Raw genomic sequence first — 13,459 nt, forward strand, 5'->3', positions numbered from 1 at the left:
CCATCGTCAGGCGCGGGTTCAGCGTGGACTGCGCCAGATCGTCGCGGAAGCGCTCTCCGGCCTCGAATTCGGCCCGGGTGAGGAATTGTTCAGCCGGATTTCCCGCTGGATCGAACAATCGGCCCAGCGGAGATTCGTCCCGGTTGACCCGCACCGGACGGCGGACGCCGCAGCGGTCCTTGCGGGTCTCCTCCGCCATATTGCGGTGCTGGGCCTGATGCGCGTCACGGCCGGCGCTCAGACGCAGCAGGCGCGCCCGGCCCTCGGCGGTAATGACGCGGCGCTCCGCGTCGCCGCTGATTGCGCCATCGGCCAGCAAGCCGCCGGCCTCCGCGTCGCTCAGGCGGCAGACCGGCCGCCGCCGCCGGTCGCCCGCCGGATAAACGGCCCAGTCTCCCCCGCCCGGCATCGGCATCAGCGCCGCCCCGCCCACGGCAAGCCGCCGCAAGGCGCGGTCCGCTCTGCGGCCGCTCATGGCGCGGGGGCCGCGCGCAGGCAGTCCTCCAGCGCGTCCAGCTGCGCGTCCAGCGCCGGATCGTCCCGCGCGTCCTCAATCCTGTGGCAGGCATAGGCCGCCGTGGACCGGTCGCGCCCGAACGCCATCGCCACGCGCGCCAGGTTCATGCCGAACCCGACATGCGCCAGATACATCGCCACCTGCCGCACGCGCGTCAGGTCGCGCCGTCCGCCGCGCCGCTCCTCGGCCACCGCGTCCAGCGGCGCCCCGAACGCATAGGCCGCCGCCGCCAGCGCCAGCTTCGCCCGCGCCATATCTTCATTCACCGTTTCCGCCGGATTTGTCATTCCAGTCTTTTCCTCCATTCAGACCCACATAATAGGCCGGAATTCCAAAAGCGAGGAAAATAATCACAATTATATACTTTACAAACCCAACTGATTCGTCTATGTTAGGGTCATAGACGGAGAAGAGTTATGTCACTGCTTTCAAAGCCATATTTCCACGACGAGAAGGCCGCTTTCGAGAAGCTGGAATCCATCGTCTGGCCGCGCGGTCCCGTTTGCCCGCATTGTGGAAACAGTGATAGGATTTACGTCCTAAATACGGCGCGCATGGGTTTGAAGAAGTGCGGCGAGTGCCGGAAGCAGTTCACGGTGCGCGTTGGCACGGTGTTCGAGGCGAGCAAGGTTCCGTTGCACAAGTGGATGCAGGCGACCTACCTGATGGTGTCGAGCAAGAAGGGCATCAGCGCCCATCAGCTTCACCGCATTCTGGAGGTCACCTACAAGACGGCTTGGTTCATGGCGCACCGCCTGCGCGAAGCGATGCGAGAGGGCCGCTTGCTTCCGCCTCTGGGCGGCAAGGGCAAGAACGTTGAGGCTGACGAGACGTATATCGGCAAGAAGGACTCGCGCCGCGGCATGGGCGGCAAGCGTCAGGGCGGCGCTTACAAGGTGCCGGTTCTGGCTCTGGTAGAGCGCGGCGGCAAGGTTCGCAGCTTCGCGATGGACGCGGCCAACAAGCGCAATGTCGGTGAACTGGTTCGCCGCAACATTCTGAACGAGACGACGCTCCAGACGGACGAGAGCAATCTCTATGTCGAGGTCGGCCAGCGTTTCGCCCGCCATGAAACGGTGAAGCACTCGGACGGCGAGTATGTTCGCGGCGATGCCTACACGAACACGGTCGAGAACTATTTCTCGGTCTTCAAGCGCGGCATGAAAGGCGTCTATCAGCACTGCGCTGAGAAGCACCTGCACCGTTATCTGGCGGAGTTCGATTTCCGCTATAACGCGCGCACGGTGAGCGATGTGGAGCGCGCTGAGAACGCGCTAGCGGGCATCGTTGGCAAGCGGCTCAAATACCGAGGGGGAGTTGATTTCCGAGCGGCCTAGCTGGCGTATTCTCCTAATGCGCCGCAGATAGAGAATTCTACCGAATTGGTTGAATTTTTAAGAATGAGTCTCTAGATTCACATCTGCGTGTTCACAAAGCCGGCCATGAGCCGGTGGCGTAACCGACTGAGCGGCCCCGAAAGGGGCCGTCTCTATTTCTAGAGCCTGACAATGCCGTCTCTAATTACGCCGCGAGACACGTTGGTGTTGATAAGCGTGGCGGGAATCTCGTCATAAGCGGCGCTCCAATTGTATTTGACTTGCCATGGGGTCAAGTCCCGGCGCTCGGATTTCACCTTAAGGAACGCAACGTAGGCGACTATGTCAGCGGTTTGGGTGAACCAGCAGTGTTTTGAATCTTTGTCGTTCCCGTCTTCAAAAAACATGCTTAGAGGCAGGTTCCGGGTCCTGGTGCCGAACAAGCTTCCGGTGGGGAGGAAAACCTGAGCTTTGCGGTATAAGGTGCGATATTCGGGATGCCCCCGGTCAAAGAACGTCAAAGCCACGCGCTGATTCTTGTCGCAGTAGGTTCGCATGCGCTGGAAAAGGGCGACCATGACGGCTTCGAGGCGCTGATTACCGTAGAGGTGTTGGGGGCCTCGATGGACTGACGCCGACATGATCGATTGGCTGGGAAGAAAATCGATAGTTTGAAGCGCCTCATTGTATGCTCCGCGGGCCTTTGCCCGGTCAAAATTGTGTTTGCCTTTCCTGTAATTGCCGCGCCCAGAGGCTAGTTTATGACCGTGGAGTTCTTGGGTTGTTGGGATATCAAGCGACCTTTTCAGGCCACGCCGCCAGTCTCGCGCCCCCTCCCAAGTCGCCTGCCAAACGATGGTCCAATTGCCATCAATGTTGCGGAGAAATGGGACTCGGATTGCGGTCGTGACGTATGTTTTCTGATCGTGTGATTCATCAATATAAAAGATGTCGATTCCGCCGGGAGGCAATTGCATGACCAAAAAAGAACCCTCTCAATCTGACAAATTCAAAGAGGCCGCTCGCGAGCATGAATGCGACGAGAGCGAGGAACGCTTTGAGCGGGCGTTAAGGCGGATCACGCCAGCGCCGCCGAAGCCCAAGGAGTCTGGCCAAGACGAATGATTGCCTCTCTCGCTGTTTCGCCAGAGCAAATACGCTACTGGACGGAGCACGCGCTTGGCTGCTTGGAAGAGCTGGATAGGGATACGGCGATAGAGGAGGTTCGGCATGATCTGGAGGCGATTGAACGCTACCTAGACGCGCTCTCGTTTGCAGATGATCCCGTGCTTGTATCGGGAGCTTGTGGGATCAAACCGGGGGTCAGGCTCGAACTTCTCGTCAAGGATCACGACGCCTAGCATTTTGTTCGGGTCATAAGACCTCTGCTCCCAGCCCGTTGCTGCCTTCTTGCGTCCGCCTGCCAACGTGGTCTGTCTGTCGGCTTTGGCGTAGTGGACAATATCAGGCGCAAATTTCCGCTTTTCGAGCGTCGGTTCGTAGGTGAACTCAATGAGCCGATTCTGTTTGATGGCTTCGCAAATGGTTTGTTCGTGCACGCCGTTCCGCATTGGCATTCTCCGGTTAGGAATGCAGTCCGCGAAGCGCCTCTAAAATGGCGTGAGGCGAATCACCGTTTGCACCCCTAGATTGATGAAATACCAGATATCACAAGATGTAGGGGTTCGCGAAGTATATAATCCGCAAAATAATCCTATTATCCACGCAGGGATAATCCCAAAGGCCTGAAATGCTTGAGGTTCGGATCAGATTTTACGGTGGAAAAAGCCTAGCCGGCCCACGCGATTGCGGGCGTGTGAAGGGATTCTTCAAACGGGCGGAAAACGTCGTGGCCCAGCACCATATGGTCGCGGCCGTCATCGGAAGTCAGGGGAAGGCGCACCCAGAAGCGGGCGATGGCGCGTTCCTCGCCGCGCCAGCAGACGCGCTGCGCCCCGCAGACCGGGCGCAGGGTCTCGCGGGCAAGATCCAGCGCGCGGCGCCAACTGCGGCCTGTCTCGCCCAGCGGCAGATCGTCTATGACGGCGCCGCTGATTTCTTCGCCCAGCGCCTCATAGAACCGCGTTCCCGCAAGTCGAATGCGCCACTGGCCCTGCTTGATTTCGAATACGCTCAGGCCCGGCAGCAACCGCGGCATCTCGCCAGGGTCGAGTGCTTTCCTGTTGGGCGGCTGATCATCTTCAAAGCTGTCGCGCCACCAGTCATGCAAGGCGCGATGCTCGTCCAATACCAGCTGAGCACGAAATAGACTTCCACGCGCGGACATGAGTCCTCGCCGACCCCCCGATTAGTGCTTCGGCTAAGTTGCGAATCACTATTCAGTGATTTGGGGACTCTTGGCAAGAGTCCGATTCGCATTCTGATTCAATGAATGAATCGAAATAAAAAAAGGGCGGCCCGCCGGACCGCCCTTTCGCAATAATATCAACGGATTTCGCCGCTGTTATTTTTTCGCCTTGCGGCCCAGGCCCATTTTCTTGGCCAGTTCGGAGCGTTGCTTGGCGTAATTGGGCGCGACCATCGGATAGTCGGCCGCCAGGCCCCACTTCTCGCGGTATTCCTCGGGCGACATGTCGTACTTGGTGCGCAGGTGGCGCTTCAGCGACTTGAACTTTTTCCCGTCTTCCAGGCAGACGATATAGTCCGGACTGACGGATTTCTTCAGCGGGACGGCCGGCTCCAGCGGTTCCGGCTCAACATGTCCGGCCTCGATCTGGCTGAGGGCTTCGTGAACGCCGCGGATCAGCTCCGGCAGCTCGGTCGAGGGCACGACATTATTTCCGACATAGGCGGAAACCACGTCAGCCGTCATCTCGATTAGTGCGTTATTATCGTCCATTATTGTGAACCTGTTCGTTTTAGAAAGACGGGGGGAACGTAGTCTTGGGGTCCGGCCCTGACAAGTATTTCAATGTCGCACTTACAGCTAAAAACCAAATAAAATTGCAGTGAGGACGCCGCGGAGGTTCTTTCGGCGTATTTTAGAAAGTGAGTTAAGGTTTGATTGCTGTATTCGAAAGCACGCAAAGCGTGTTGAAACAGAAAAATTGAACCGCCCTTCGCCATTGCGGCAGGCCCGCCCGGTCTGTAATGCGGTCGCGGTTCCAATCACGGTTCTACTTACACCCTATGACTGACGCGCCTGAAATCGCTGCAGAGGCCGCGCGCCGCCGCGCCTTCGCCATCATCTCCCACCCGGACGCCGGCAAGACCACGCTGACGGAAAACCTGCTGCTGTCCGCCGGCGCCATCCGCCTGGCCGGGGCGGTGCGGGCGCGGGGCGAACAGCGCCGGGCGACATCCGACTGGATGAAGATCGAGCGCGAACGCGGCATTTCCGTGTCCGCCTCCGTCATGACGTTCGATCACCGGGCGCTGGTCTTCAACCTGCTGGACACGCCGGGCCATGAGGACTTCTCCGAAGACACCTACCGGACCCTGACCGCCGCCGACAGCGCGGTGATGGTGCTGGACGCGGCCAAGGGCGTGGAGCCGCAGACGCTCAAGCTGTTCGAGGTCTGCCGCCTGCGCGACATCCCGATCACCACCTTCATCAACAAGATGGACCGGGAAGCGCGCGATCCGTTCGAGCTGATCGAGGAAATCCAGGAGACGCTGGCGCTGGACGCCGCGCCGATGCAATGGCCGGCCGGGTCCGGCGGGCGGTTTGCGGGCCTGAAAGACCTCTCGACCGACGAATTCATGGTCTATTCGCGGGATGAGGACCGCGACGCCGGGGCGCCCGCCGACCGTATTCCGGCCAGCGGCAATTCCATCCGTGAGACGCTGGACGATGCGGTTTACGAGGAAATGGAGGAAGGCGCGCTGCTTGCGCAGGACGGCTATTCGCAATTCGATCTTCAGGCTTACCGCGAAGGGCATCTGACGCCGGTCTATTTCGGGTCGGCCCTGCGCGGGTTCGGGGTGCGGGAATTGCTGGACGCGCTGGCCGATATCGCGCCGCAGCCCGCCCCGGTGAAAGCCCAGACGAAAGAGGGCGAGACGACGATCCAGCCGGGCGATTCCGAAGTCTCCGGCTTTGTGTTCAAGATCCAGGCGAACATGGATCCGAACCACCGCGACCGCGTCGCCTTCCTGCGGCTGACTTCGGGCAAGTTCGAGCGCGGCCAGCGCCTGAAAACCGCGACCGGCAAGCCGGTTCCGGTGCATTCCCCGGTCTCTTTCTTCGCCCATACGCGGGAAACCACCGACATCGCTTATGCCGGCGATGTCATCGGCGTGCCGAACCACGGCCTGTTGCGGGTCGGGGACTCGCTCTCCCAGTCCGGGAAATACGAATTCTCCGGTCTGCCGAATTTCGCGCCGGAGATGCTGCGCCGGGTGCGGGTGACCGATCCGTTGAAGCAGAAGCATCTGAAAAAGGCGCTGGAAGGCCTCTCCGAAGAGGGCGTGACGCAGCTTTTCCGCCCCATAATCGGCGCGGATTTCATCGTCGGCGCGGTCGGTCAGCTGCAACTGGAAGTCATGGCGGAGCGCCTTTCCAGCGAATATAATCTGGATGTGGTTTTCGAGCCCTCGCCCTATGAGACCGCCCGCTGGGTGGCCGGGGACGAGAAGGAAATCGACCGGCTGGGCGAGCAGCGCAAGATGCAGATGGCCGAGGATATCGACGCCGCGCCGGTCTTCCTGGCCAAGAGCGAATGGGAAGCGGGCTATGTTCAGGAGAAATTCCCGGACTTGCGCTTCCTGAAGGTGCGCGAACGCAACTGATTAAAAATATTTGCCGCGCGGAGACCGTTTTGTCGTGGTTGCGCGTTATATTCCCCGTCGATTGCGATCGGGGGCGATCATGAAACATTTGTTTGCGGCGTGCATGGGCGCGCTTCTTCTTTCCGGGTGCGGACAGGTTGGCGATAAATTCGGCGAACTGGCCGAACGCGGCCGGATCTATGCGGAGCGTATCCGCGTGCTGATCGCGGGCGAGGACGTGCCCAATACGAACAATAGCGATCAGGACGGAGCCGCCCGCGCGGCAAGCGATGGCCCGGCGGCGCCGGACAACGCGCCGCTCTTGCCGGCGCGACTGGCCTTCGGGGCCGATGGATGGTTCGTCTGGGCCAGCTGGCATTATCACCAGTCAGGGCTGGTCTGCGCGCCGAAGCTGGGCGAGTTCACCTTCTCAAGGGCCAGAAGCGGCGATGACGCCGCCGCCTGGTGCACCTATTACGGGACGGAATTCCAGACGCTTCGCCTGTCTCATGACGGCAAGGCGGAGGCCTATGGCGAGGCCGCGGCGCTGTCGCGCGAATTCGACAATGCTTCGGGCGGCGCCTTGCGGGTGGAGTGTGAATGTGAATCGCCCCGCCATGACGCCGCGTTCGAGACGGCGGCGGAGGAAGCGCGCCGTGCGCAGCTTGCCTTCGACAAGCGCGACAGGCTATCGGGAGCGACGTGACCGCCGCTCTACTGGCCCTTCTTCTTCTGCAACAGGACGCGACGGGCGACCGCATCGGTGCCCGCGCCGCCCCGGAATCTCTGGTCTGCCCGGAGACTCTGGGCGCGTTTTCGCGCGATGCGGCGTCTGAAACGGGCGATTTCTGCGCCTATTCCCACCCCTCCGGCGCCGATGCGCGCATCTGGCTGCAGGATGCCGCCGCCCCGGCGGATGAGGCGGCGGACCGGGTGGCGACGCTTCTGGACCGCCGCACCCCGCAACCCTTTGACGGGCGCGTCCTGCATCTGGGCGAAACCGACGCCGGGGACCTGCGAGAGGAGGTCTGGCTGGCCGCGTTCGGGGGCCGTGAAATCCTGATTCGCAGCCGCTACGCCATCCCCGGCTTCGCCCGCGCGCCGCTGATCGCGTTTGGCGAGGCGTTTTCGCTTGAGAACGGCCTTGTCCCGGAAACAGAAACCGCCGCCGCGCCGGGCGATTGCCCGGCTCCGCCGGACGGTTTCACGCGCGAAGAACGCCTGACCGGCATTCAGGCCGGGGCCGCGGCGCGCTGGAGCTGCGCCTATGTCAGCGGCAATATCTTCGGATTCTATTACGCCCCCATCGATTCAAGGCTGGCCCATGAAGGGTTTGACGGCCAGCTTTCAGACGGGGCGGAGGCCGTTTCGGCGCCCGCGCCCATGCCCGCGGCGGAGCGTCTGGTGATCGACCAGCAGGTCTATCGCGGCCAATGGCTGCGCGGGGAGGGGCCGGACGCCCGGGCGCTGGAAATCGACTGGGAAACGGCGGAAGAAACGCCGCAGGCGGCGGCGCTGGCGCGGGCGCTGGGCTTCTAGGCGGCTTCGGTTTCCGCCGCTTTGCGCACTTTCCAGAACCGCATCACGCGCTCCGCCGCCTCGCGCGGGGTCTCGTCATAGACTTTGCCCAGCGACTGGGCGTGGCCAAGATCCGGCCCGCCTTCGCCGGCGCGCAGCAGCGCCAGCGTCACGAACAACGACCGGTCCAGCCCGGCGGCCTTGCAGACCAGCGCCAGCGGTTCCTGCGACGGGTTGCGGAACACCGAACGCGCGGCGTTGAAATCAATCTGCGCGGTGTCGGCGAAAGCGATCAGGAAGCGCGTTTCCTCGCCGTCGCGGAGCTGGCGGGCCAGGAAGCTGGCGTCGACCTGTTTGCGGAGCTTGGCGTTGCGCACGAATTTGCGCGCGTCCTCGTAATCGGCGGGCAGGGAGTCGTCCGGGCGGGCGCGGCGGTTTTTCAGCGCGCCTTCCAGCTCCGACTCGCTAAGCGCCTCATTACGCTCAAGAATTTTCTGTTTCAGCCGGTCCTCGACGAAGGCGTACATCTCGTTCAGGAGGTCGGGCGGCAGGCTGGCGCGCTGCACCAGGGGGCCGTGCAGGATGGTGGCGTCCTGCGCCCGGTCGACCAGTGTTTCCATGGACTTGCGGGAAATCGCGGCGCCTTCGTTGGAGGCGAGGCGGGCGAGGGTTTCGTCATCGCCGCGCTGGACCACCGCGTCCGAAACCGCTTCGGGGACATGGTCGCGCCCGGCTATGGCGAGCAGGTGTTCCTGACCGCGGGAATGGGCGATGGTGACCAGGTCGTCGTCCTTGAGGGCGAAGGATTTCTGCAGGACTTTCCCGGCGACGGAGATCTGTTCGTCCGAGGCCAGTTGGCGGACGAGGCGGTAGGGCGCATCGGGCGTATCGGCAAAACGCTCGGCCAGCTCGATCCGCACTTCCTCGGCCATTTCCTGCGAAACGGAGGACAGGATGACGTCGAAATCCTCCGATTCCTGCGCGCTGCGGTCCTGATCGCTGGTTTCGAAGAACAGGTCGGTGACTTCACGCAGCAGCACGCGGCGCTTGTCGCTGGACTTTTCCGCGGCGAGCGCGGTGAGGGATTGCAGCGTTGACGGCATGATTGGCGGCCCCGGGCATTGGCGTCTGTACGGGGGTGTAAGCCAGGGGTCGTAAAGAAAGCGTCGCCGGAAAGGGCAAAAGTGAGTGTTTTTCGCCCCGAAGAGCGAAATACCAGCGCGGAAATCTCACTGAAAATGAAGCGGCGCCGACCGGTCGCGCAAAAGCGGCGAGCCGCCCAGAAACGCCGCGCGCAGAACCCGGTCAGCGCCTGTGTATGTCAACGCCGAGACGCCCTGCGAGTTTCGCGCAAATCTGTCCAATCACAGTCTGGCCCCTGAAAAAGCGGGGACGTTGCCGCCGTTTTCCACGCGGCGAGATCTCCAAAACCTAGCGTTAACAATGGCTTGCCGGAAAAGAGCCGCCCGCAACCAGACCGGCTGCGCGGCGGGCGCAAGATTGTCGCGGTGCGGGCGAGACCCGCGTGAGGAGGGAGTTCAAGGATCATGACGATCTCGACAAGCCGGCAGCGGCGCAAGCGCGTCGCGTCAAAAATCATGGATGCGGTGGAAGCCGCGCTGGAGGCGGACACGGCCGCCGAGGCGGAGAAATGGGCCAAGACCCTGACCGTGCTGACCGGGGCGATGAAGTCGGCGGGGGGCCTGTTGCCCGAGCCGGCGGAGACGCCGGACGCGCCGGACCCGGCGCGGGAGCGCAAGCTGAAGGAAGAATTCAACGCCGAGGTGGACCGTCTTGTCGAACAGCGAATCCGGGAACGGCAGCAGGCTGGATCTCAGCGAGGCTGAACGCGGCGCGGTCCGCCGCGACTGGGAAGTCTGGCGGGCCGGGCATCAGGTTCCGCCGCGGGGCGGCTGGCGCATCTGGCTGATCCTGGGCGGGCGCGGCGCGGGCAAGACGCGGGCCGGGGCCGAGTGGGTGCGCGCGGCCGTGGAGGCCGAGCGGGCGGGCCGCATCGCCCTGATCGCGCCGACTTTCGAACTGGCGCGGGAGGTGATGATAGACGGGCCGAGCGGGTTCCGCGCCATCGCCCCGGCAAAGGCGCGGCCGCGCTATGTGGCCTCCCGCCATGCGCTGGAATGGCCGAACGGGGCGGTGGCCAGCGTGTTCTCCGCCGAGGATCCGGACTCCATAAGAGGGCCGCAGCACGATCTGGCCTGGGGCGACGAGTTTTGCGCCTGGCCCCGGGCGCAGGCGGTGCTGGACATGGTGCGCATGGGGCTGCGCGTGGGCGAGGATCCGCGCTGTCTTCTGACCACCACGCCGCGGCCGATCCCGGCGCTGAAAGCCCTGCTGGCGTCCGGCGAGACGGTGGTGACGCGCGGGCGGACGGACGAGGCGAACTTCCTGCCCGAAGCCTTCCGCGCGGCGATGCGCGAAGCCTATGGCGGCACGGCGCTGGGCGCGCAGGAGCTGGACGGCGAGGTGGTGGAGGACCGCGCCGGGGCGCTGTGGACCCACGCCATGCTGGAAGCTGCGCGGGGGGAAGCGCCGGCGCGGCTGGACCGCATCGTGGTGGCGGTGGACCCGCCGGTGACGGGCGGCCCCCGCGCCGATGGTTGCGGCATCGTGGTGGCGGGCGCGGCGGGCGAGGGACTGGCGCGGCGGGCCTTCGTGCTGGCCGACGCCAGCGTGCAGGGGCGGTCCCCCGACGGATGGGCGCAAGCTGTGGCGGCGGCGTTCGAGGCGTGGGAGGCGGACCGCGTGGTGGCCGAGGTAAACCAGGGCGGCGACCTGGTGACGCAAGTCTTGCGCAGCGCCGCGCCCAACCTGCCCGTGACCACCGTCCGCGCCAGCCGTGGCAAGGCGGCGCGGGCCGAACCCGTGGCGGCGCTTTATGAGCAGGGGCGCGTGACCCATTGCGGCGTGTTCGGGGCGCTGGAGACCGAGTTGCGGGCGCTGGGCACGGAGGCGGCCTGCGCCGACGACCGCGCCGACGCGCTGGTCTGGGCGCTGAGCGAGCTGATGCTGAACGCCCCGCCGGAGCCGCGGGCGCGGTGGTTGTGAGGGGCGCGCAGGCGGGCATTTGGAAGCTGATTTACGCGCGGTTTGGATGTAGTCTTCGCCTGTAACGATGGGGAGACTATTTCATGGCGCGTATGACGATCAGTCTGGGCGGCGTTACGGCTGCGATGGCTCTGGCGGTTGCGCCGGGCGCCCTTGGGCAGGACAGGGACGGCGAACCGGAAACCGGAAACGCCGAACTTCTGGCGCTGAATACGGCGCTGTTTGAATCCATGATCGTGGAGCGGGACGCGGCGCTGTTCAACGAGACCGCGGCCGAGGATTTCCGCGTGCTGGCGCCCGGCGGCATGGTCGAGGGGAAGGCGCAGGCGGCCGCCGGGGTGGCGGCGTGGGACGCCTCGGGCATTACAGTTTCCGGCGAGGAGGTGGTTCGTCAGGGCGATCTGGCGATTGTGACCGGGCGGCTGGACATTGACGGAGTCATGAAGCCGGTCGGGCGGTGGGGACCGCTGAAGCATATGTCCGTGTATCAGCAGACGGATGGCGAATGGCGACTGGTTTCGCGGTCGCTAACGCCGTGCGCAGAGATGCTGATCAAGCTGGACCGCTGTTAGAGGCGCGGGCCGCTTACGGGTTCCGGGCGATGGCGCGGGAATGTGAAGACCGGTTTCCCGGTGAGCGATTGGCGCGGCCGGGGTGAACGTCCTGTCCGAGGCTGCCGGAACGACAGGACAGGACGGGACGGATTTCCCCTGTCCTTGGAAATACAGTTCGCTGGATCAGGACGGCTAGGCGTTATGTCTCCGGCTTCGCCTTTGCGCCTTCGGCCGGGAGGTCCGTGCGGATCACCACGCCGATATCCAGAAGGCGCCAGTTGTCGCTTTCCATAAGCTGTTCAGCTATGGCGGTGGGGAGGTGATGCGCATCGGCCGGTTCGATGCTGACGCGGATATAGCGGCCGGTCTCCCGCATCTGGACGTGGACATTGCCGTAGCGGTTCTCCAGTGACTGACGGATGCGCCGGGCGTCTGGATCGATTTCGCCCGATTCCAGTTTGCGCGGGGCGCCGTCCAGCAGCGCGGCGATGGACAGACGGACGCCATTAATCCCGTCGCGCAAGATAGAAAAGGAGATCGCAAGGGCCATGGCCGCATCCGCCCACCATAGGCCGAGCGCGATGCCAACAATGCCGATTACGCCTGCCAGACCCGTCTGCCAGTCCGCGGCATTCATCTGCGCGTCGGTATAAAGCACCTTGTCGTGAATTTGGGCGGCGACCTTGCGCTTCATGCGCCCCAAGATGACCGGCGGGATGACGGAGAAGATTAGCGCGGCGATCATCAGCCACCCTAGCCAGACCTGATGACCGAGCAGAGTCCATGAGCCAAGCGTGGGGTGTTCGCGCATGATGAGGGTCTTGCCACCTTCATAGAACAGGAAGCCGCCCATTACAGTGAGCGCGGCAGCGGAGAAGAAGAAGGCGAGCGTCCCCGCCCGCTGAAACCCAAAGGGGAATTTCTCTGTCGAGGGCTGTTTTTCCTGCCAGCGTGTGAACAAGAAAAAGGCCGGGGGCAGGAGAGACAGCATGTCTTCTATCCAGGCGGTGCGGAAGGCTTGCGAGCCGCCTGCGACAAGACCCATCACGGCCACGATCAAGGCCAACCAGAACAGCGACCACCATTCCAGCCTTTCGCCGCGCTTCAGCGCGTCGCCGACGCTTCGTGGATGGTCGGGCTTGCATTCGCTCATGACGCGTCTGCTTCGGTCTGCATCAGAAAGATATTGACGCGCAGCAACCATGCGTTCTCACCCGCGCGGACGGCCCAGACGGGCGGTTTGGCGTCCGGCGCAGCCCTCGGCCCGGCGGGATGGCTGAATCCTGCTTTCATGAAGGGCGTGTTCTTCGGGAGTGAAGCGACGATATCCAGCTCACCTCTCTCCAGCTTCCTCATCAGAGCGTGAGCGTCACCGGTCTGTGTAACGAGCTCGGCGTCCATTTCGCTGGCGAGCGCCTGAAGCTTTGCGCGGTCGTCGGCAAGGCCGGCTACGCCTGCCACCAGGCCGGCGCGGAGCTGGCCACCCTCAACCGCTTTCAGGGTGGAGTGCGGATCCCTCGGCGCGCCGCAGGCGGCGAGCCCCAAGCCGAGCACAAGAAGCAGAATCCTCATGGTTGCGTAAACGCGCAATCGCCGGACCGGGTTCAAATGGACCTGGTTACGGGGAAAAGAAACGATTTTTCCCTACTCTTTGCGTGCATAACCGCAGCGTTTTCAGCTGCCTGCAAGTTTATCGCCGGGAAAAATCAGACCGGGACGGGCGCGGCGCTATATTCGGCAGGCTCGCGGGATTGGGG

17 protein-coding genes are annotated in these 13,459 nt (G+C 63.5%); 8 read left to right on the plus strand and 9 right to left on the minus strand.

What is annotated here, in order from left to right; translation table 11 throughout:
• On the minus strand, positions 1-475 hold a 475-nt coding region (locus L338_RS16660; RefSeq protein ID WP_022698656.1), incomplete at its 3' end, for a DUF6456 domain-containing protein.
• A complete protein-coding gene (locus L338_RS12110; protein ID WP_022698657.1) occupies positions 472-804 on the minus strand; it encodes a helix-turn-helix domain-containing protein in 333 nt (110 codons plus the stop codon). The genes L338_RS12110 and L338_RS16660, both read right to left, overlap by 4 nt.
• A 129-nt stretch (positions 805-933) precedes the next feature.
• Here L338_RS12110 and L338_RS12115 point away from each other — a divergent pair, with 129 nt between their 5' ends.
• The gene (locus L338_RS12115) at positions 934-1,854 is read left to right on the plus strand and encodes an IS1595 family transposase (protein WP_022698658.1); all 921 of its coding nucleotides are present in this window, start codon (positions 934-936) and stop codon (positions 1,852-1,854) included.
• Between the two features lie 158 nt (positions 1,855-2,012).
• Here L338_RS12115 and L338_RS12120 read toward each other — a convergent pair whose 3' ends face one another.
• A complete protein-coding gene (locus tag L338_RS12120) occupies positions 2,013-2,810 on the minus strand; it encodes a DUF3800 domain-containing protein (protein WP_152485893.1) in 798 nt (265 codons plus the stop codon).
• Here L338_RS12120 and L338_RS17625 point away from each other — a divergent pair.
• On the plus strand, positions 2,809-2,958 hold the full coding sequence (locus L338_RS17625; RefSeq protein WP_161624628.1) for a hypothetical protein: 150 nt from the start codon (positions 2,809-2,811) through the stop codon (positions 2,956-2,958). The two genes, L338_RS12120 and L338_RS17625, sit on opposite strands and share 2 nt — an antisense overlap.
• 131 nt (positions 2,959-3,089) lie before the next feature.
• Here L338_RS17625 and L338_RS12125 read toward each other — a convergent pair whose 3' ends face one another.
• From L338_RS12125 to L338_RS12135, 3 genes are all read right to left on the minus strand, one after another.
• Positions 3,090-3,404, minus strand: coding sequence for a hypothetical protein (locus tag L338_RS12125; protein WP_022698660.1), 315 nt, complete (start codon positions 3,402-3,404; stop codon positions 3,090-3,092).
• Between the two features lie 218 nt (positions 3,405-3,622).
• Entirely contained in the window at positions 3,623-4,063 is a 441-nt protein-coding gene (locus L338_RS12130) for a PAS domain-containing protein (RefSeq protein ID WP_161624629.1), read from the minus strand.
• A 234-nt stretch (positions 4,064-4,297) separates the two neighbouring features.
• Positions 4,298-4,693: a Ros/MucR family transcriptional regulator gene (locus L338_RS12135; protein WP_022698662.1), complete on the minus strand. Its 396-nt coding sequence runs from the start codon at positions 4,691-4,693 to the stop codon at positions 4,298-4,300.
• Between the two features lie 290 nt (positions 4,694-4,983).
• Here L338_RS12135 and L338_RS12140 point away from each other — a divergent pair, with 290 nt between their 5' ends.
• The 3 genes from L338_RS12140 (at position 4,984) to L338_RS17630 (ending at position 8,103) form a co-directional block, all read left to right on the plus strand.
• Positions 4,984-6,585: a peptide chain release factor 3 gene (locus L338_RS12140; protein ID WP_022698663.1), complete on the plus strand. Its 1,602-nt coding sequence runs from the start codon at positions 4,984-4,986 to the stop codon at positions 6,583-6,585.
• A 79-nt stretch (positions 6,586-6,664) separates the two neighbouring features.
• Positions 6,665-7,270: a hypothetical protein gene (locus tag L338_RS12145; protein ID WP_152485894.1), complete on the plus strand. Its 606-nt coding sequence runs from the start codon at positions 6,665-6,667 to the stop codon at positions 7,268-7,270.
• Positions 7,267-8,103 (plus strand): hypothetical protein, encoded by an 837-nt coding sequence (locus L338_RS17630; RefSeq protein ID WP_022698665.1) that lies wholly within the window; start codon positions 7,267-7,269, stop codon positions 8,101-8,103. The genes L338_RS12145 and L338_RS17630 overlap by 4 nt, the downstream gene beginning before the upstream one ends.
• Here the strand turns inward: L338_RS17630 and L338_RS12155 are convergent.
• Complete coding sequence (locus L338_RS12155; RefSeq protein WP_022698666.1) at positions 8,100-9,185, minus strand: DUF2336 domain-containing protein; 1,086 nt, start codon at positions 9,183-9,185, stop codon at positions 8,100-8,102. The genes L338_RS17630 and L338_RS12155 overlap by 4 nt on opposite strands.
• 444 nt (positions 9,186-9,629) lie before the next feature.
• Here L338_RS12155 and L338_RS12160 point away from each other — a divergent pair, with 444 nt between their 5' ends.
• The 3 genes from L338_RS12160 to L338_RS12170 all read left to right on the plus strand — a co-directional run bounded on the left by L338_RS12160 (position 9,630) and on the right by L338_RS12170 (position 11,720).
• Positions 9,630-9,929 (plus strand): hypothetical protein, encoded by a 300-nt coding sequence (locus L338_RS12160; RefSeq protein ID WP_022698668.1) that lies wholly within the window; start codon positions 9,630-9,632, stop codon positions 9,927-9,929.
• Entirely contained in the window at positions 9,877-11,148 is a 1,272-nt protein-coding gene (locus L338_RS12165; RefSeq protein WP_022698669.1) for a DNA-packaging protein, read from the plus strand. The genes L338_RS12160 and L338_RS12165 overlap by 53 nt, the downstream gene beginning before the upstream one ends.
• A gap of 83 nt (positions 11,149-11,231) precedes the next feature.
• On the plus strand, positions 11,232-11,720 hold the full coding sequence (locus tag L338_RS12170) for a nuclear transport factor 2 family protein (protein WP_022698670.1): 489 nt from the start codon (positions 11,232-11,234) through the stop codon (positions 11,718-11,720).
• Between the two features lie 181 nt (positions 11,721-11,901).
• Here L338_RS12170 and L338_RS12175 read toward each other — a convergent pair whose 3' ends face one another.
• Positions 11,902-12,855: a cation diffusion facilitator family transporter gene (locus L338_RS12175; RefSeq protein ID WP_022698671.1), complete on the minus strand. Its 954-nt coding sequence runs from the start codon at positions 12,853-12,855 to the stop codon at positions 11,902-11,904.
• Complete coding sequence (locus L338_RS12180; protein WP_022698672.1) at positions 12,852-13,274, minus strand: hypothetical protein; 423 nt, start codon at positions 13,272-13,274, stop codon at positions 12,852-12,854. Before L338_RS12180 ends, L338_RS12175 begins: the two co-directional genes overlap by 4 nt.
• Positions 13,275-13,459: the final 185 nt, after the last annotated feature.

Source organism: Euryhalocaulis caribicus, assembly GCF_000412185.1.
Taxonomy (GTDB): Bacteria; Pseudomonadota; Alphaproteobacteria; order Caulobacterales; family Maricaulaceae; genus Euryhalocaulis; species Euryhalocaulis caribicus.